This is a genomic window from Bradyrhizobium sp. SZCCHNRI1029 (assembly GCF_032487555.1).
Lineage (GTDB): Bacteria > Pseudomonadota > Alphaproteobacteria > Rhizobiales > Xanthobacteraceae > Bradyrhizobium.
The window spans coordinates 14,743-32,756 of the sequence record NZ_JAUEUK010000002.1 but is presented as its reverse complement, the minus strand read 5'-3'; the positions used below and the strand labels follow the sequence as shown (position 1 = coordinate 32,756).

The window sequence follows — 18,014 nt, the reverse complement described above, 5'->3', positions numbered from 1 at the left end:
ATTTGCGTATTTTACCCGCCGAGGTTGATTTATTGGCCCGACCGGCCGTAACAAGACACCGACGGGAAACAAATCGAAATCCATTTGAAATGTGAGAGCGGACGACAATGTCGGACACCGCAGCCGGTGGTCTATTGCCTGATCTCAGCCGCCGCTGGCTCCCCCGGACAAAGAGCGTCTTGCAACGGGCGCATGACAGCGAGGATGCCGCGACGGCCTGGGCCGTGTTCCGGTTCAACTGGGCTGTCATGACAGCTCTTTGGGTGCTGTTCGGACTGTGCCTGATCTTCACGGATTTTCGCATCGAACCCGTCGGCTACATCATCGTGCTATCGACATCGGCCATCTATGGTGTCATCGGCTACGCCAACGCACGGTCGGCGCGGCGTGCCAAACCCTGGATGTTCTCATTCCTGACGGGAATGGCCCAGACCACACTGGCATCCACCGTGCTGGCATCACTGTCCTACATTGCGACGGCCGCCAACCTGCCGCTTCAGGACGCCAACCTGCTCGCCCTCGATCGCGCCCTTGGCTTCGACTTTCGCGACTACTTGTCGTTCGTCAATGACCGCCCCTGGGCCGTCCTGAGCCTCGCGTTCGGCTATCGATCCATTTCCTGGACGATCTGCATCATCGTCGTGGCCCTTCCCTTGCTGGGCCACTATCGCCGGTTCGCGGAGTTCAACCTCGCGATCAGCCTGACGCTGGCGCTGACCTGCATCATCACCTTGTTTGTTCCTGCACTCGGCGTGTACCACGCTCTGGAGCTACCACCGTCGGCCTACGCAAACCTCATTCCCCAAGCCTATTTCGACACGGCGCGCGAGGTGCCCCTGGTTCGCGATGGGACGCTGCGCCTGTTGGATACCAGCCATCTCGCGGGGATCGTGACCTTCCCGAGCTTTCACGCGGCAGCCGCGGTCCTCGACGGCTGGGCATTGTGGTCATTGCGCTGGTTGCGACCGTTCAATGTCCTGATCCACGGCGCGATGCTGCTCTCGACCCCAATCGGCGGCGGACATTTCCTCGTCGACATGATCGCCGGCATCGCGATCGCGACGGCGTCGATCTGCATCGCGCGCCTTGTTGCCCTGAGGCTACGCGAACGCCACGCCACGTTTCCGCGCCGCATGCTGCGACATCCATTGCCTCAGACCTGAAGGATTTGGACAAGGCGGGTGTCTGTGGCACATCCGCCAGAGCTGCATCGGCGAAAACGTGCCGGCGGCTCCTCTCATACTTCGAGCCACTCCTGCCGGACCGCGGTGTTGGCCTTGAGCTGATCCGGTGTCCCTTCGAACACGACGCGGCCGTGGCCCATGACATAGACGCGTTTCGAAATGCGCATCGCGATCGAGAGCTTCTGCTCGACGAGCAGGATCGCGACGCCCGCCGCTGCGATCCGGGCAATCAGATCGCCGACCTGCTGCACGATCAGCGGCGCCAGACCTTCGGTGGGCTCGTCGATCATGATCAGGTCGGGGTCGCCCATCAGCGTGCGGCAGGTGGTCAGCATCTGCTTCTCGCCGCCCGACAGCACACCCGCAGGCGTATCGGCGCGCGCGGCGAGATTGGGAAACATGTCGAGCATGTCCTGAAGGCGCCACTTCCCCGGCCGCCGCGTGTCCTTGATGCCGAGCACGAGGTTTTGCCGAACGGTGAGGCTCGGGAAGATGTCACGGTGTTCAGGCACATAGCCGAGCCCAAGGCGCGCGATCTTGTAGCTCGGCAAGCCGGCAATGTCCCGGCCCTTGAAGCGGATCGTCCCCTGCGGACTGACCTCGCCCATGATCGCCTTCACGGTGGTCGAGCGGCCGACGCCGTTGCGGCCGAGCAGGCTCACCACTTCGCCGGCGGCGACGTCGAGGTCGACGCCCTGCAGAATATGGCTCTTGCCGTAGTAGGCGTGGAGGTTCCTGACCTCGAGCATCAGTGGGCCTCCTCGCCGAGATAGGCTTCCCTCACCTTCGGGTCGCGACGGATCTCCTCCGGCGTGCCCGACGCGATGATGTGGCCATAGACCAGCACCGAGATGCGATCGGCGAGACCGAATACCACGCTCATGTCGTGCTCGACGATCACCAGCGTCCGCCCCTCGGTGAGCCGCCGGATCAACGAGACGGCGCGCTCGGTCTCCGCGTGGCTCATCCCGGCGGTCGGCTCGTCGAGCATGACCACCGTCGCGCCGCTCGCGATGGTGACGCCGATCTCCAGCTCGCGCTGCTCGGCATAGGTCAACAAACCCGCGGGAATGTCACGCCGATGCGTGAGATGGATGTCATCGAGGATCTGGGCGGTCCGCTCGCGCACCTCCGGCAGGCTGTCGACATTCTTCCAGAACGCGTAGCAATGTCCGGTCGCCCACAGCACGGCGCATCGGACGTTCTCCCAGACGGTCATGCGGGCGAATACGTTGGTGACCTGGAACGAGCGCGACAGGCCGCGCCGATTGATCTCGAACGGCCGCAGGCCGGAGATGAGCGTGCCGTTCAGCCTCACCTCGCCGGAGGTCGGCCTGATGTGTCCGCTGATCAGGTTGAACGTCGTGGACTTGCCGGCGCCGTTCGGGCCGATGATGGCGTGGCGCTCGCCCTTGGTGACGCTGAGATTGAGGTCGCGGATGACGCCGACGTTGCCGAAGCGCTTTTCGACGGCGCGAACTTCGATCGCTGCAGTCATGCCAGATACCCCCGATCACGCGCCACGGTGGCGGCCCTGTCCCAGGCTCCGGCGATCCGCTGCCACGTCGACCGCGCGACAAAGAAGCCGGCGACCACCAGAATCGCGGCGATGCCCCATGTCGCCGGCGATTGCGGATTGAAGGCCACGCCGAACAGATTGATGGCGTCACCGCCCGAATAGCGCGCGACCGTCTCGATGGTCAGGATGACGCCGTAGGCGAGCGCCGCGGTCGGCACGATGGCAACGAGATAGGACGGGATCACCATTCCGAGCGTTCCGGCACGGACCAGCGGCCGGTGCATCATCAGCAGACCGGCAATGCCACCGGGTGAGAACATGACGATGCCGATGAAGATGATGCCAAAATAGAGCTGCCATACGCTGGTGAGGCTCGTCAGCCCGAGCTGGAGATAGGTCACCAGGATCGCGCCGAGGATCGGACCGAAGAAGTAGGCCGTCCCGCCGATGAAGGTCGCGAACAGCACCAGGCCCGACTGGATTGCACCGAGATAGGCGGAATTCGCGATCTCGAAGCTGATCGCCGCGAGGCCGCCCGCGACGCCGGCGAAGAATCCGGCAAAACAATAGGCGAGATAGCGGACGACGTGCGGGTCATAGCCGATGAACTGGACCCGTTCGGGATTGTCGCGCACCGCATTGCTGATCCGCCCCAGGGGCGTCCGTGTCAGCGCATACATCGCGACTGCCGACAGCACCAGCCAGAACGCGATCAGGTAATAGACCTGCAGCTGCGGCCCGAAGGTCCAGCCAAACATGCGCGGCAGAGCGGTGCGGTCCGTGGTGATGCCGGCTTCGCCGCCGAACACCGAGCGCAGGATCAGCGACGACGACGCCACGAGCTCGCCGATGCCGAGCGAGATCATCGCAAACACCGTGCCGGCGCGCTTGGTCATGACCCAGCCGAGGATGATCGCGAAGGCGAGGCCGCCCAGCCCGCCGAACAGCGGAATGAAGGGCAGCGGAATCGGCCAGCCATGCGCCACCACCGCATTCATCATGTGACAGGCCGCGAAGCCGCCCAGGCCGTAGTGAACCGCGTGACCGAACGACAGCAATCCGGTCTGACCGAGGAGGATGTTGTAGGAGAGCGCGAAGACGATCGCGATCCCGATGAGGCTGAACGAGGTCAGCGATCCGCCCGAATTGAAGAGCAGCGGCAGCACGATCAGCGCCGCCATGCCGATCACCCAGACGGCATAGAAGCGGAGACGGGATCCGGCGGGCTTTGCCGCGAGACGAGACGCGGAGGTCACTGCTGCGGTCATGATTCGCGAGTCCCCATCAGGCCCACGGGGCGCACGATCAGGACGAGCACCAGCAGCAGGTAGGGAACGATCGGCGCGACCTGCGCGATCGTCACGTTCCAGATGTCAGTGAGCACCGATGGCCCGGCGGACGGATCGAGCGGGCCGAAGGCGCTCGCCAGCGAGCCGTTCAGCGCGACGGCGAAGGTCTGCACCAGGCCGATCACCAGCGAAGCGATGAAGGCGCCCGGCAGCGAGCCCAGGCCGCCGAACACGATCACCACGAACAGGATCGGCCCGAGCGCCGCGGCCATGTCGGATTGCGTCACCAGAGCGGGACCGGCGATGACGCCGGCGAGACCGGCGAGCGCGCTGCCGACCCCGAACACCACCATGAACACGCGTCCGACATTGTGGCCGAGATGGCCCACCATGTGGGGGTGGGTCAGCGCCGCCTGAACGATCAGGCCGACCCTGGTGCGCTTGAGCACGATCAGCAGCGCCACGAAGATCGTCACCGACACCGCCAGCATGAACAGCTTGTAGGCCGGATAGTTGGTCGAGAAGATCGTGAACGCGGGAAAGTCCAGCAGCGCCGGCACGCGATAGTCGAGCGGGGTCCTGCCCCAGATCATCGAGACGATCTCCTCGATGGCGAATGCGAGGCCGAAGGTCAGCAGCAGCTCTGCGACGTGGCCATGCTTGTGCGTGTTGCGCAGACCGTAGCGCTCGACAGCCATGCCGATGGCCCCGACGAGGAGCGGCGCCAGCAGCAGGGCCGGCCAGAAGCCGACCCATTTCGTGAGCTGGAAGCCGAAGAAGGCGCCGAGCATGTAGAAGCTGGCGTGAGCAAAATTGAGCACCCCCATCATGCTGAAGATGACGGTCAGCCCGCTCGACAGCAGGAACAGCAGCATGCCGAACAGCACGCCGTTGAGGGTCGAAATGACGATGAGTTCAAGCACGGCGCACTCGCGAATGTCCCGGGCTTCAATGCCCTGCCGCTCATTCTCTGACGGACCGACGCACGGCCGGCGCCACTTCCCGCACGCTGACCTCGTGCGGGAAGCCGGCGCGGATCGTTACGGCCGCGCCATCTTGCACGTCGTCGACACCATGGCCTGGGGCGTATCGACCCTGGAGACCAGGTGCCATCCCCAGCCGGTGTTCTCCTCGTCGAACGTCTCGTTCGCCGCGAGCTTGCCGAAGGACGAGACGTAGATCGGCTGCAAGAACTGGTGATCATCCTTGCGCATGAAGCCGGTGCCGCCATCCAGCACCTCGAGCTTGAGGTCCTCGAGCGCGGCCGCGACCTTCACCGGATCGATGGAGTTGGCCTTCTCGGCCGCCGCCTTGAACATGCGCATCTCGTTGACCGCCCGCGGATACCACAGCGACATGTTGACCTTGGCGCGGAACGCCTTCTCGTAGTCCATCGCAGCCTGATGGCCCGAATTGGCGAAGCCTTCCGTCAGCTGGAAGACCTGATGATCCAGGCCCGTCTGCTTGATGGCGGTCGGGCCGCCGGCGCCGCCCGCATAATAAGTGTACCAGTTGACCTTCAGGCCGGCATCCGCGGCGGCCTTGAGCAGCAGCGCGATGTCCTGGCCCCAATTGCCGGTGATGACGCTGTCGGCACCGGACGCCTTGATCTTGGCAATGTAGGGCGAGAAGTCCGTGATCTTCAGCAGCGGATGCAGCTCGTCGCCGACGATCTGGACATCGGGTCGCTTCGCCGCCAGCATCTTGCGCGCATCGCTGCGGACCGACTGGCCGAACGAATAGTCCTGATTGATCAGATACACCTTCTTGATGGAAGAGATGTCCTTCATGTAGTTGGTGAGCGCCTCCATCTTGATGTCCGAGCTGGCGTCCCAGCGGAAATGCCAGTAGCTGCATTTCTCGTTGGTCATGCTCGGATCGACGGCGGCATAGTTGAAGTACAGCACTTCCTTGCCGGGGTTGCGCGTGTTGTGCTTGTTGACGAAATCCTCCAGCGCGAGCCCGACGGATGATCCGTTGCCTTGCGTGATGTAGCGGACGCCGGCGTCGATCGCCTTCTGGGCCTGGATCAGGCTCTCTTGCGGATTGGTCTTATTGTCGAACGGCACGATCTCGACCTTGTGGCCGAGAATGCCGCCCTTGGCGTTGAGCTCGTCGGCCAGGTATTGGAACGTCTTCAGGCCACCCTCGCCGATGCTGGCGCCGCCGCCGGACAGCGGATCGATATAGCCGATCTTGACGGTGTCTTCGGCCTGCGCGGCATGACCGAGCATAGGGACGATCAGGGCAATGGCTAAAGTTAACTTGCGCATAGTCTTGTTTCCTCGCTGGCTGTCGACTTCAGTCGATCGATACGCATGATCGCGCAATTTGAAGAAGCACTGAGCAGAATAACGGCCGGATGACAAGCTCGGCATGACGTGAACGCCAGTTGCAGCTCCGGCAATGTGGAGGACAGGCCGCCCGCCGCCGATCGGACGTTTCATTCGGCGGAATGTTGGCGTCCACATATTGGACGACCCCGCCGGGCACCCGGGGGGTGACAAGCGCTGCCCCGTTCATGTCGCTTGTTCCGCAAGCTGGGACAGCGCGGCGTAGGTTCCACGCTGATAGACAGGAAGAGCACGGCGGCCGGCAGCACCGCGCCCAGTGGCAATCGTGGCCCCTGTTCCCGCCGAGACCGGCACGTGATGCTGAATCAGATAGATCATGATCAGGTCATTGACGGGATCGGCCTGCCACCAGGTGCCGAAGATGCCCGGCCAGGTGATCGTGCCCGGTGCGCCACAGGCATAGGGATTGCCGGCGGCATCCTCGACGATCGCAAGCCCGAGCCCAAATCCGCAGGTCTGCCACAGCGGCATGCCGGCGAAGGGAATCTGGCGCTGCGCGTCGATCAGCCGGTTGGTGCGCATCAGGTTGACGGTTTCGGGCCGCAACAGCCTGACGCCGTCCAGCTCGCCGCCTCCGAGCAGCATGCGCGCGAACCGATGATAATCGGGCGCGGACGAGATCAGCCCGCCGCCGCCCGGCGTATAGGCCGGCGGCTCGTCATACATGACCGGCTCGACCTTCGCGAGCCGCCCCGCCGTCTCGTCATGTCCGTACAGGCACGCCAAACGATCTCGCTTGGCGTGCGGCAACCAGAAATCGCTGTCGACCATGCCGAGCGGCGCGAAGATGCGCTCCTGTAGCACCTGCCGAAGCGGCCTGCCTGCGACCCGGCCGATCAGGAAGCCGAGCACGTCGGTCGAATGACCGTAGTGGAAGCAGTCGCCGGGCTGATACGCCAGCGGCAGCGTGCCGAGCGCCGCGAGCCATTCGTCGGGCGTCGACCGGTTCATCGCGGGATCACCGAGCGTGCGCTCATAGGCGACCTTCAACGGGCCTTCCGAGAAGAACGCGTAGGCGATGCCCGAGCGGTGCGTGAGCAGATCCTCGATGGTGATCGCGCGCCGGGCGGGCACGGTCTCGTCGAGCGGGCCGGCGGCGTCGCGCAGCACCCGCAGATCGGCGAGCTCCGGAATCCAGCGGGAGATCGGGTCGGCCAAGGCGATCCTGCCTTCCTCGACCAACATCATCGCCGCCACCGAGGTGATCGGCTTGGTCATCGACGCGATCCGGAACAACGTATCCGGGCGCATCGGGCTCCTGGTTTCGACATCGCGCCAGCCGATCGTCTCGGCGTGAACGACCTCGCCGCCGCGCGAGGTGAGAGACACGATGCCTGCGAGCTCGCCGCGATCGACGAATTCGGCGAGTGCCGGGCCGATCGCCGCAAGCGCCGCAGGATCGAAGCCCCGACAAAGGCGGACGGCTTCACTGGTCATGAGCGGCGCTCCGACGGACAGAGTTCAGTTTTCGGCGCCGGCCGGCGCGGGTGACGGAGAGACAGCGGGGGATCCTGGCGCGCAAGCGGCGCTCGGTCAGGCCATGGCCGATGAGAGGATTAGTCCGCCTTGACGTCGTCGGTCAGAATCGGACCCGATATGATCCAGCGCTGACCGTCGAATTTCATCATCTGGAATTGCTTGCTGATACGGTAGTCATCGGGAGTTGTCGTCACCGACATCCCCGGCAGCCCGAGATCGGGAACGAAGCCCTTGATGCTGGTCGCCTGCTTCATGATGTTGGCGCGCGTCAGCTCGTCGCCGCATTGCCTGAGAATGTGGACGAGCAGGGCCGCCGTCGAGTAGCCATAGGTCGCAAAGCCGCTGTTGGCGTCCTCGCTGGGCGCGTATTTCGCCATGAACGCCTTGTAGCGCTTCATGCCCTCGTCATCGGCCCATTGCGGATCGAGCGGATCCTTGCCGTAGGCGACCGAGATGATGTCCTTGGCATTCTCGAGCCCTGCGGGCACGAGCACCTGACCGACCGCCGTCGCGTTGACCTCCAGGATGTGGACGGGCTTCCAGCCAAGCTCGGCGGCCTTCCTGATCGATTGCGCCGCGAATTTCGGCGTCGACATGTTGTAGAACAGATCGGCACCTGAGGCCTTGAGCGTCACCAGCTGGGAATCGATCGTCGGATCGGACAGCTCGTAGGACATCTCTTTCACGATCATGCCGGCCTTGGCGCCGAGCCCGTCCTTCAGCCCCTTGACGTAGTCTTTGCCGAGGTCGTCGTTCTGATACAGGATGCCGATCTTCGCGTTCGGGTGGTTCTCCAGAATGTATCTGGCGTAGATGTGCGCTTCCGACTGGTAGTTCGGGTTGGCGGAGATCGTCCACGGAAAGTTCTTGGGATCGGTGAAGCGGGACGCTCCGCTTCCCGCCAGAAGCTGCGGAACGCCCTTGCCGTTCAGATATTTCTGGACCGCAGCGTTCGGCGGCGTGCCGATGATCTGGAACGTGGTCAGCACCTCGTCGCTTTCGACCAGCTTGCGCACCTGCTCGACGGTCTTCGGCGGGCTGTAGGCGTCGTCATATTGGATGAGGTTGATCTTGCGCCCGTTGACGCCGCCCTGCTCGTTGATCATGCGGATATAGGCCGCTTCCGCCTTGCCGATGGCTCCGAAAGCGGAAGCCGGCCCGCTGAGCGGGTTCGTCTGGCCGATCTTGATCTCGGTGTCGGTGGCGCCGACGTCGTATTTCTTCTGCGCGAACGCCGGGGCGGAAAGGGCCACGCCGAGCATCAGCAGGGCAGCCCCCGTCGACTTGATCCGTGTCATGTGTCCTCCCGTGAGCGGCTGATCCATGGCCAGCCGATTGTCTTTGATGATGTCCGCGCACGACGAGACTGGCAGCGCGTTGCCCGCCGCCCGATCGTCGACCGTTCTCCATCAGGTCTCCGAGACCTACCGTCCGGCCGGCCGCCGGTCAAGTTCATTCATTTAGCGCTAAATGAAAATGTTGGAAGCCCGAAGTCCTGCTTGACCGGGCGCGCCCACCCCCTCATCGTCAAACACCAACGGCGCCGTTCCTGTCTGCGCCGATCAGGGACCACGGAGAGCATGCCAGCACAGCCGAAATCCGAGGGACGCCGCACGCGCGCGGAACAGCGCGCGACGACGGTGAAGCTGATCCTCGACACCAGCGAGGAGCTGTTCGCGCAGCTCGGCTATTTCGGCGTGACGATCAAGGATGTGGCCGACAGGATGGGCATCCATCCCGCGCTGATCCATTACTACTTCGAGGGCAAGAGGGCGTTGTTCGATGCCGTGTTCGAACGCCGCATGGAATACGCTGTCACGGTGCGCACGGCCGGGCTGGATGCCTACGAGGCCAAGGTCGGAGATCGTCCGACCGTTGAAGGCGCGCTGCGTGCCTATTATGACGGCGCGTTCGACGTCTACGTCAACGAAGAGGACAACTGGCGACACTTCGGCCGCATCTTCGCGCAGGTCGCCAACGCGCCGGGCTATGGCGTGGAGATGATGGACACCTATCTCGATCCCATGGTGCTGCGTCTCATCGGGCTGCTGCAGAAGGCGTTGCCCGACGCCACGCCTGAGGACCTGTTCTGGAGCTTCCAGTTCACCTCCGGCGCCTACTCGCTGATCCTGTCACGGACCGGCCGGATCGACCGCCTGTCCGGCGGCCTGTGCAAGTCCGACGATTTCGCCGCGGTCCGCGAGCGGTTCGTGACCTTCATGGCCGGGGGCTTCAACGCGCTCTACAAGCGGCGGAAGCAGAAGTCGAAATGAGCGCCTCTTGGCGTCTCCTGGCCGTACCATGCAAACAAGCCGGAACGAACGATGATAGCTCCCTACGTCCCGCAAATGGCTCTCTATCGGCAATGGCTGAGGGACAATCGCGGCCTCCACTTCGAGAACTTCGAGCAGATGCGGCAATGGTCCATCCGCGACCTCGACGGCTTCTGGCGCAGCATCTGGGACTATTATGACCTGCAGTCGCCGACCGCGTTTTCGACCGTCCTGGGCAAGCGCACGATGCCGGGAGCGGTCTGGTTTCCGGGCGCTTCGGTCAACTACGCCCAGCAAGTCTTTCGTCACGTCGAAGCCGCCGATGCGGCGGGCCTGCCTGCGATCATCAGCAGTCACGAGGACGGCAGGCTCACGGAGACGACCTGGCCCGAGCTCCGGCGAAAGGCAGCCGCCCTGGCGCTGCATCTGCGCGAGCAAGGCATAGCGCCCGGCGACCGGGTCGCCGCCTATCTGCCCAATATACCCGAGGCCATCATCGCGTTTCTCGCTTCGGCGAGCATTGGCGCGATCTGGAGCGTTTGCGCCCCCGACATGGCCGCGCCCGCCGTGATCGACCGGTTCAAGCAGATCGAACCCAAGGTGCTGATCGCCTGCGATGCGGTCACCTATGCCGGCCGCCGGCACGATCGCCGCGGTGTCATCGAGGAGCTGCGCCGGTCGTTGCCGACACTCGGCCACGTCATCCTGCACAGTGACGATGCCGGCGCGCCGGTGAGCGGCGGGGTTCGTCTCTCGGACGTTCTGGCAAGAACGAGCCCTGGCGTCGATGCCTTCGAACCGGAGTGGCTTCCGTTCGATCATCCGCTCTGGATCGTCTACTCGAGCGGCACCACCGGGCTGCCGAAGCCGATCGTGCATGGTCACGGCGGCATCATCATCGTCACGCTGGCCCTGCTCGGGCTGCACAACGACATCGGCTGCTCCTATCAGCCCAATTCGTTCGGCGAGCGCTATCACTGGTACAGCTCGACCGGCTGGATCATGTGGAACAACCAGGTCGGCGCGCTCCTGAACGGGACCACGTGCTGCGTCTTCGACGGCAGCCCCGCCGGGCCGAAGGATCGTCCGGACTGGACCACGCTGTGGCGATTCGTGGCGAATTCGAAATCCACCTTCTTCGGTGCGGGCGCGGCGTTCTTCGCGAGCTGCGTCAAGGCGGAGATCAACCTGACCGACGCGGGCGATCTGTCCCGTCTGCGTTGCCTCGGGTCCACCGGCTCGCCGCTCAGCGCCGACACGCAGGCCTGGTTCGATCAGCGGTTCGCGGCGCTGTCGCAGGTCAATGGCAGCCGGGCGCAGGCGCAAATGTGGTGGGCCAACATCTCGGGCGGCACCGATTTCGCCGGCGCCTTCATCGGCGGCAACCGCGAATTGCCGCAGGTGCCCGGAACGATGCAGTGCCGCGTGCTCGGAGCAGCGGTCGAGGCCTTCAACGACCAGGGCAAGCCTGTCATCGGCGAGGTCGGAGAGCTCGTCTGCACCGCGCCGATGCCGTCGATGCCGCTGCGGTTCTGGAACGACGCGGGGAATGTGCGCTATCTCGCGAGCTATTTCGACGCCTTCGAGACGCGCGAGGGCGGGCCGGTCTGGCGGCACGGCGACTGGCTCAAGGTCGATCCGGACGGCTCCTGCGTGATCTATGGCCGCAGCGACGCGACCATCAATCGCCACGGGCTGCGCATGGGGACGAGCGAATTGTACTCGGCCATCGAAGCGCTGCCGGAGATCCTGGATTCGCTGGTCGTCGATCTCGAATATCTCGGCCGAGACAGCTACATGCCGCTGTTCGTGGTGCTGCGCGACGGCGTCGCGCTCGATGCGGCGATGAAGCGGAAGATCAACATGGCGGTGGAAGCCAGCCTGTCGCGACGCTTCGTGCCTGACGACATCTTCGCGGTTGCCGAGATTCCGCGCACGCTGTCCGGCAAGAAGCAGGAGCTCCCGATCAAGAAGCTCCTGCTCGGGCAGCCGCTCGACAAGGTCATCAACCGCGATGCGATGGCCAATCCCGGTTGCCTCGACTGGTACATCACGTTCGCCCAGAGCCGTTTGCAGAGCGGCTCGGGGGCGACGTAGCAGACGTACCCGAGCGAGCCGCTAGACCACCAGCCGGTCGAAATCGATCGCGACACGGCTGTCAGGAAAGATCTCCCGCGCCTCGGCGAGGATCTCCTCGTCGGGATAGCGGCCGGAAATGTGGTTCAGGACGAGCTGCCTGACGTTGCTGGACGCCGCCAGCCCGGCGGCCTCCGCGGCCGTCAGGTGGCCGTAGTCGCGAGCCATGGCCGAATCGCGCCGGAGGAAGGTCGCCTCGATCACGAGCATGTCCGCGTCGCGGACGTGCTCGTGCAGTCCCTCGGTCGTTTCCGCATCGCCGGCGATGACGAGCTTCTTCGCCCCCTGCGGAGGCCCCAGAACATCCTCGGGATCGATGGTTCGGCCGTCCTCCAGCGTGACCGGCCGGCCCTCCGCCAATGCCTTCCGCACGCGCCCATCAGGCACCGCGAGCGCTGCCAGACGATCTGGCTTCAGATGGCGGCGCGCTCGACTCACAAATGCGAAGCCGAAGCTGTCGGTGTCGCGGTGCCGGACGGGAAAGCAGTTGATCATAAACTCGCCGGCGTCGAGAACCTCCCCGCGCCTGAGCGGAACGAGCTCAAGCGAGATCGGCGCGCGGCCCTCGCCCCACAGCCCTGCGAGCATTCGGACCACCACATCGAGCGTCTCGGGGCCGCCGTGGACGCGCATGATGTCAGCGCTCCTGCGCAGCCGCAGGGTGGAAAACAGCCCGGGAATGCCGAGGACATGGTCGAAATGGCCGTGGGTGAGCAGGATCCGATCGAGCCGGCGAAAGCCTGCCCCACTGCGGAGCAGCTGACGCTGGGTCCCCTCGCCGCAATCGACGAGAATGCGATGCCGGCCTGCTCGAACGAGAAGGCCGGGATGATTGCGGTCCGCCGACGGAACGCTCGCCGAGGTCCCCAGGAAAGTGAGCTCGAACATCACAGCTGCTTCAGGCCCATGGTCGCAACGTCGTGAGCGGCTTTGACGGCAGGTCCCGACTGCGTTGCTTCGTCTCGATCACGGTCGGCGATCCCTTCTCATGAGCGTGCTTCCGTCGTCGCCGATTGAAGGCTGAGGGAGACCGACGTCGCAACGTCTTTGTAAGGGACGTTGTTGGCAGCCAGCACTTGGCTGTGCAGACTTCATCGCCGCGCTCTGATAGAGCTTGGCCATGCCAAGCTCCGGCCCGGAACAGGATGGCGCGCCGACGGCCATTCGCAAGATCATCCACATCGACATGGATGCATTCTACGCGTCGGTCGAGCAGCGGGACAATCCCGAGCTGCGCGGCAAGCCCGTGGCCGTCGGGGGATCGCGCGAGCGCGGCGTGGTGGCAGCCGCAAGCTACGAGGCTCGGGCGTTCGGCGTGCGCTCGGCCATGCCGTCGGTGACGGCAAAGCGCCAGTGCCCGCACCTGATCTTCGTCAAGCCGCGCTTCGAGGTCTACAAGGCCATCAGCCAGCAGATCCGCGCCATCTTCGCCGAGCACACGCCGATCATCGAACCTCTGTCGCTGGACGAGGCCTATCTGGACGTCACCGAAAACCTGCAAGGCATCCCGCTGGCACGCGACATCGCCTTGCAGATCCGGGCCAAGATCAAGGCCGAGACCGGGCTCAATGCCTCCGCGGGAGTCTCCTACAACAAGTTCCTCGCCAAGCTGGCCTCGGACCATCGCAAGCCCAATGGGCAATACGTCATTTCGCCGGAGATGGGTCCGGCCTTTGTGGAGGGGCTGCCGGTCGGCAGGTTTCACGGCATCGGGCCGGCGACCGCAGCGAAATTCAACGCGCTCGGAATTCATACCGGGCTCGACATCCGCAACCAGACCCTGCCCTTCCTCCAGCAGCACTTCGGCAAGGCCGGCCACCACTACTATTGGATCTCGCGCGGCATCGACAATCGCCCGGTCCGAGCCAATCGCATCCGCAAATCAGTCGGCGCCGAAAACACCTTCTCGAGCGACCTGACCGACTTCGAGCCGATGCTGGCGGAGCTGCAGCCGCTGATCGACAAGGTCTGGCAGCATTGCGAAGCCAGCGGCAACAGGGGCCGGACGGTCACGCTGAAGGTCAAGTTCGCGGACTTCGAAATCATCACACGCAGCAGGTCCGTCGCCAACCTGGTCGCGAGCCGGGAGGATCTGGCACGCTTGTCCGTCGCGCTGCTTCAGAGCGAGATGCCCCTAGCCAAGCCGGTGCGGCTCCTCGGCGTCTCGCTGTCATCCTTGCAGCAGCAAGACATCGCAGTGGAAGCCCAGCTGCCCCTGCTGATCTGAGGCGGGTCGACCCCAATGGCGACCGCGGCGGTCCCCCGATCGTTCCAGCACAGGGATGGGTTGACAGCCGAACAATCGAGCGCTTTATTCTGCCGCACGGGGATGTGCGATCTCCCCGCGAGGCGACATGCCCAAGAATCGCGTCCTGGTCACCAAGGGCGCAGCATGTCATCATCATACACCTCGATCTCACCCGAAAAATTGTCTCGACTGATCGGCACGGCGACCTCGCCACGGCTCGTCGACGTGCGTGTCGACGAGGATTTCGCCGCCGACCCACGCCTCATCCCCGGCGCCGTCAGGCGCTCCCATCTCGACGTCCAGCAATGGGCACCGAGCTTCACCGGCCAATCGGTTGTCGTGATCTGCCAGAAAGGCAAGAAGCTGAGCGAAGGTACCGCGGCCTGGCTCCGGTGCAGCAACGTCGCAGCCGAGGTCCTCGAGGGCGGCCACGTCGGCTGGACGGAGTCCCAACTCCCGACCGTGCCCGCAGACAGGATTCCCGCGAGGGACGACCGCGGCCGCACCGTCTGGGTCACGCGATCACGTCCCAAGATCGACCGCATCGCCTGTCCATGGCTGATCCGTCGCTTCGTCGACCCTGCAGCGGTCTTCCTGTTCGTGACGCCGGCCGAAGTCGAAGCCGTCGCCGAGCGTTTCCAAGCCACTCCCTTCGACATCGAGAATGTCTTCTGGAGCCACCGCGGCGAGCTTTGCACCTTCGACGTCATGGTCGAGGAGCTCGGTCTGCGGACACCACCCTTGGAACGACTCGCCACGCTGGTGCGGGCCGCGGATACGGCGCGACTTGATCTCTCGCCCGAGGCTCCCGGCCTCCTTGCCGCTTCACTCGGGCTGTCGCGAATGTACGACGACGATCTGGAGCAGTTGAGCGCGGGGCTGCTGCTCTATGATGCCTTCTACCGCTGGTGCCGCGACGCCACGAAGGAGGCGCACAACTGGCCGTCCAGCAAGGTGAAGTCATGACGGACCTCGTAGCATCGCGGAAGCCGGTTGCGGCCGAGCACGCCCATGGCATCTCCTTCAACGACGCGCTTCTCGTGTGGATCCGGGTGGCCTGTCTGAGTTTCGGCGGCCCCGCCGGCCAGATCGCGGTCATGCATCGCATCCTCGTCGAGGAGAAGAACTGGATCTCGGAGAGCCGCTTCCTGCACGCCCTGAACTACTGCATGCTGCTGCCGGGACCCGAGGCGCAGCAGCTTGCGACCTATATCGGCTGGCTGCTGCACCGGACCACCGGCGGCATCGTTGCGGGCACACTTTTCATTCTGCCCGGCATTTTCGCCATCATGGGCCTCAGCTACATCTATGCGGCCTATGGCAATGTCGGCGTCGTCGAAGCCTTGTTCTTCGGCCTCAAGGCGGCCGTGCTGGCGATCGTGATCCAGGCCGTCGTCCGCGTCGGCAAGCGCGCGCTACGCAATCGGATCATGATCGGACTGGCGGCCGCAGCCTTCGTCGCGATCTTCTTCTTCCGCGCGCCGTTTCCGATCATCATCATTGCTGCCGGAGTCATCGGCTTCGTCGCTGCCCGCCTCGGCCGGCCGGAATTCGCAGCCCTCGAACACGGCGGCAAGAACGCCGGTGCGATCGACAGCATGCTCGGCGAAGCCGTGCCGGATCACGTCCGTCCGAACGCTTCGCGCGCGCTGCGCGTGGCGGCCGTCTGGCTCGCGATCTGGCTCGCCCCCGTCTTCGCACTGCTGATCCTGCTCGGGCCGAACGACGTCTTCGGTCAGATCGCTATCTTCTTCAGCAAGATGGCGATGGTGACGTTCGGCGGCGCCTACGCCGTGCTCGCCTACGTCGCGCAACAGGCCGCGGAGTACTATCACTGGGTTGCTCCGCGCGAGATGCTCGACGGCCTCGGCATGGCTGAGACGACTCCCGGTCCCCTGATCATGGTCGTCCAGTTCGTGGGCTTCATGGCCGCGTTCCGCGGCGCGAGCGGGCTGTCTCCCATGCTCGCAGGCACGCTGGGCGGACTGCTGGCGACGTGGGTGACGTTCGCGCCCTGCTTTCTCTGGATCTTCGTCGGCGCGCCCTACATCGAGGCGTTGCGGGGAAACAAGGCGCTCGGCGGCGCGCTCTCGGCCATCACCGCCGCCGTCGTGGGCGTGATTCTCAATCTCTCGATCTGGTTCGCGCTGCACACCCTCTTCCGCGAGACCTTTCCGATCCGGGGATTCGGACTGTCATTCGACGCGCCCCGGCCGATGAGCATCGACCTGCCGGCCGTTGTCCTGTCGGTTGCGGCCGCCACGGCCATTTTCCGCTTCAACGTGGGAATGCTCGTCGTGCTCGCCGCCTCGTGCATCGCGGGCATCCTGATGCGCTTTGCGGGCGTCATCTGAGAGCACGCTGCGACGGAACACGGGGCAGTGCCAGACCAAAAGGAGCGAACGATGAGAAGCACGATCTGGAGTCTGTTGGGCCTCGGCGCCTGCCTCCTCGCACACGGCGCCGGACCGATCGTCTCGACGGCGCGCGCACAGGACATCGATTGGCAGAAGGTCGACGAGACATTGGGCCGGAAGCCGTCCGTGGCGGGAGACGTCCGCCGGTACGGCTTCCCGCGCACCGATCTCTCGGTGACCCTGGACGGCGTAACCATCAGGCCGGCGCTCGCGCTCGGCGGCTGGGTCGCGTTCAAGCCGGCGCATGGCGCCACCATGATCATGGGCGATCTCGTCCTGCTGGAATCAGAGATCAACCCGGTGATGGCGAAGATGATCGCCGGCGGGCTCGAAATCAGCGCCGTGCACAACCATCTGCTCCGCGCGAGCCCAGCAACGTCCTACATGCATGTCGTCGGTCACGGAGATCCGGTCAAACTCGCGTCCGCCATCCGCGACGCCCTCGCCGACAGCAAGACACCGTTGACGGTTGCGGCGTCGCCGACCACGCCGCCGCCGGCCATCGATCTCGACACGGCACAGCTCGATCAGATCCTTGCGGTCAAAGGACAGGCCAATGGCGGAGTCTATCAGTTCAGCGTGCCGCGACGCGATCCCATCGTCGAGGGTGGACTATCCTTGTCTCCCGTCGCGGCGATGGGCGTCGCGACGGGCATCAACTTCCAGCCGACCGGCGCAGGCAAGGCCGCCGTCACCGGTGACTTCGTGCTGAGCGGGGAGGAGGTGAACCCCGTGATCCGGACGCTCCGTGCCCACGGCATCGAGGTCACGGCGCTGCATAGTCACATGCTGGACGAACACCCCCGCCTCTTCTTCATGCACTTCTGGGCGAACGATGATGCGATCAAGCTCGCCAAGGGTTTGCGGGCGGCGCTCGACAAAACGGCAAGCACCAAGAGCTAAGAGCAAAGAGCCAGGAAAGGCGCGGTCCGAGAGTGTGCGGGCCTTGCTCTGTTGGCAGGTGCGACAACCTTTTGGTCTGGCCCGCCTGCAACTTCGCATGCGTGAGACGCCGATCGGTTGCAAGGCAACGCGCTGCCGGAGTCCATGCGAGCTCTCTCGTGGTGCCGAAGATTGGGGACGGGGGGCAGATCCCGTCCCTCGACCCACGCGCG

General features: G+C 64.6%; 15 protein-coding genes. 7 read left to right on the top strand and 8 right to left on the bottom strand.

Annotated features, from left to right (window positions below; translation table 11 throughout):
• Positions 1–107: 107 nt before the first annotated feature.
• On the top strand, positions 108–1,163 hold the full coding sequence (locus tag QW861_RS05775; RefSeq protein WP_316192807.1) for a phosphatase PAP2 family protein: 1,056 nt from the start codon (positions 108–110) through the stop codon (positions 1,161–1,163).
• A gap of 74 nt (positions 1,164–1,237) precedes the next feature.
• Here the strand turns inward: QW861_RS05775 and QW861_RS05770 are convergent, their stop codons facing one another.
• From QW861_RS05770 to QW861_RS05740, 7 genes are all read right to left on the bottom strand, one after another.
• Positions 1,238–1,933, bottom strand: coding sequence for an ABC transporter ATP-binding protein (locus QW861_RS05770; protein WP_315713534.1), 696 nt, complete (start codon positions 1,931–1,933; stop codon positions 1,238–1,240).
• Complete coding sequence (locus QW861_RS05765) at positions 1,933–2,682, bottom strand: ABC transporter ATP-binding protein (protein ID WP_316192806.1); 750 nt, start codon at positions 2,680–2,682, stop codon at positions 1,933–1,935. Before QW861_RS05765 ends, QW861_RS05770 begins: the two co-directional genes overlap by 1 nt.
• Positions 2,679–3,971, bottom strand: a complete 1,293-nt coding sequence (locus QW861_RS05760; protein WP_316192805.1) for a branched-chain amino acid ABC transporter permease — start codon at positions 3,969–3,971, stop codon at positions 2,679–2,681. Before QW861_RS05760 ends, QW861_RS05765 begins: the two co-directional genes overlap by 4 nt.
• Entirely contained in the window at positions 3,968–4,915 is a 948-nt protein-coding gene (locus tag QW861_RS05755; protein ID WP_315713537.1) for a branched-chain amino acid ABC transporter permease, read from the bottom strand. Before QW861_RS05755 ends, QW861_RS05760 begins: the two co-directional genes overlap by 4 nt.
• Positions 4,916–5,032: 117 nt before the next feature.
• Positions 5,033–6,265, bottom strand: coding sequence for a branched-chain amino acid ABC transporter substrate-binding protein (locus QW861_RS05750; protein ID WP_315713538.1), 1,233 nt, complete (start codon positions 6,263–6,265; stop codon positions 5,033–5,035).
• A gap of 246 nt (positions 6,266–6,511) precedes the next feature.
• A complete protein-coding gene (locus QW861_RS05745) occupies positions 6,512–7,783 on the bottom strand; it encodes a serine hydrolase domain-containing protein (protein ID WP_316192804.1) in 1,272 nt (423 codons plus the stop codon).
• Positions 7,784–7,902: 119 nt separating this feature from the next.
• Positions 7,903–9,123, bottom strand: coding sequence for an ABC transporter substrate-binding protein (locus QW861_RS05740; protein WP_316192803.1), 1,221 nt, complete (start codon positions 9,121–9,123; stop codon positions 7,903–7,905).
• A gap of 282 nt (positions 9,124–9,405) precedes the next feature.
• Here QW861_RS05740 and QW861_RS05735 point away from each other — a divergent pair, with 282 nt between their 5' ends.
• Positions 9,406–10,098 (top strand): TetR/AcrR family transcriptional regulator, encoded by a 693-nt coding sequence (locus QW861_RS05735; protein ID WP_315713541.1) that lies wholly within the window; start codon positions 9,406–9,408, stop codon positions 10,096–10,098.
• A gap of 51 nt (positions 10,099–10,149) precedes the next feature.
• Positions 10,150–12,195 (top strand): acetoacetate--CoA ligase, encoded by a 2,046-nt coding sequence (locus QW861_RS05730; RefSeq protein ID WP_316192802.1) that lies wholly within the window; start codon positions 10,150–10,152, stop codon positions 12,193–12,195.
• A 21-nt stretch (positions 12,196–12,216) separates the two neighbouring features.
• Here the strand turns inward: QW861_RS05730 and QW861_RS05725 are convergent, their stop codons facing one another.
• Positions 12,217–13,122, bottom strand: a complete 906-nt coding sequence (locus QW861_RS05725) for a ribonuclease Z (RefSeq protein WP_316192943.1) — start codon at positions 13,120–13,122, stop codon at positions 12,217–12,219.
• Positions 13,123–13,354: 232 nt separating this feature from the next.
• Here QW861_RS05725 and dinB point away from each other — a divergent pair, with 232 nt between their 5' ends.
• From dinB to QW861_RS05705, 4 genes are all read left to right on the top strand, one after another.
• Positions 13,355–14,461, top strand: a complete 1,107-nt coding sequence (gene dinB, locus QW861_RS05720) for a DNA polymerase IV (protein ID WP_316192801.1) — start codon at positions 13,355–13,357, stop codon at positions 14,459–14,461.
• Between the two features lie 165 nt (positions 14,462–14,626).
• The gene (locus QW861_RS05715) at positions 14,627–15,448 is read left to right on the top strand and encodes a sulfurtransferase/chromate resistance protein (protein ID WP_315713545.1); all 822 of its coding nucleotides are present in this window, start codon (positions 14,627–14,629) and stop codon (positions 15,446–15,448) included.
• Entirely contained in the window at positions 15,445–16,836 is a 1,392-nt protein-coding gene (chrA, locus tag QW861_RS05710; RefSeq protein ID WP_316192800.1) for a chromate efflux transporter, read from the top strand. Before QW861_RS05715 ends, chrA begins: the two co-directional genes overlap by 4 nt.
• 51 nt (positions 16,837–16,887) lie before the next feature.
• Positions 16,888–17,802 (top strand): DUF1259 domain-containing protein, encoded by a 915-nt coding sequence (locus QW861_RS05705; RefSeq protein ID WP_315752338.1) that lies wholly within the window; start codon positions 16,888–16,890, stop codon positions 17,800–17,802.
• The last annotated feature ends 212 nt before the right edge of the window (positions 17,803–18,014 follow it).

Coding starts and splice junctions, on each gene's coding strand:
- QW861_RS05730 (WP_316192802.1), top strand. CDS start 10,150: ATGATAGCTCCCTACGTCCCGCAAATGGCTCTCTATCGGCAATGGCTG.
- QW861_RS05715 (WP_315713545.1), top strand. CDS start 14,627: ATGTCATCATCATACACCTCGATCTCACCCGAAAAATTGTCTCGACTG.
- QW861_RS05745 (WP_316192804.1), bottom strand. CDS start 7,783: ATGACCAGTGAAGCCGTCCGCCTTTGTCGGGGCTTCGATCCTGCGGCG.
- dinB (WP_316192801.1), top strand. CDS start 13,355: ATGCCAAGCTCCGGCCCGGAACAGGATGGCGCGCCGACGGCCATTCGC.
- QW861_RS05760 (WP_316192805.1), bottom strand. CDS start 3,971: ATGACCGCAGCAGTGACCTCCGCGTCTCGTCTCGCGGCAAAGCCCGCC.
- chrA (WP_316192800.1), top strand. CDS start 15,445: ATGACGGACCTCGTAGCATCGCGGAAGCCGGTTGCGGCCGAGCACGCC.
- QW861_RS05735 (WP_315713541.1), top strand. CDS start 9,406: ATGCCAGCACAGCCGAAATCCGAGGGACGCCGCACGCGCGCGGAACAG.
- QW861_RS05705 (WP_315752338.1), top strand. CDS start 16,888: ATGAGAAGCACGATCTGGAGTCTGTTGGGCCTCGGCGCCTGCCTCCTC.
- QW861_RS05750 (WP_315713538.1), bottom strand. CDS start 6,265: ATGCGCAAGTTAACTTTAGCCATTGCCCTGATCGTCCCTATGCTCGGT.
- QW861_RS05740 (WP_316192803.1), bottom strand. CDS start 9,123: ATGACACGGATCAAGTCGACGGGGGCTGCCCTGCTGATGCTCGGCGTG.
- QW861_RS05775 (WP_316192807.1), top strand. CDS start 108: ATGTCGGACACCGCAGCCGGTGGTCTATTGCCTGATCTCAGCCGCCGC.
- QW861_RS05765 (WP_316192806.1), bottom strand. CDS start 2,682: ATGACTGCAGCGATCGAAGTTCGCGCCGTCGAAAAGCGCTTCGGCAAC.
- QW861_RS05770 (WP_315713534.1), bottom strand. CDS start 1,933: ATGCTCGAGGTCAGGAACCTCCACGCCTACTACGGCAAGAGCCATATT.
- QW861_RS05725 (WP_316192943.1), bottom strand. CDS start 13,122: ATGTTCGAGCTCACTTTCCTGGGGACCTCGGCGAGCGTTCCGTCGGCG.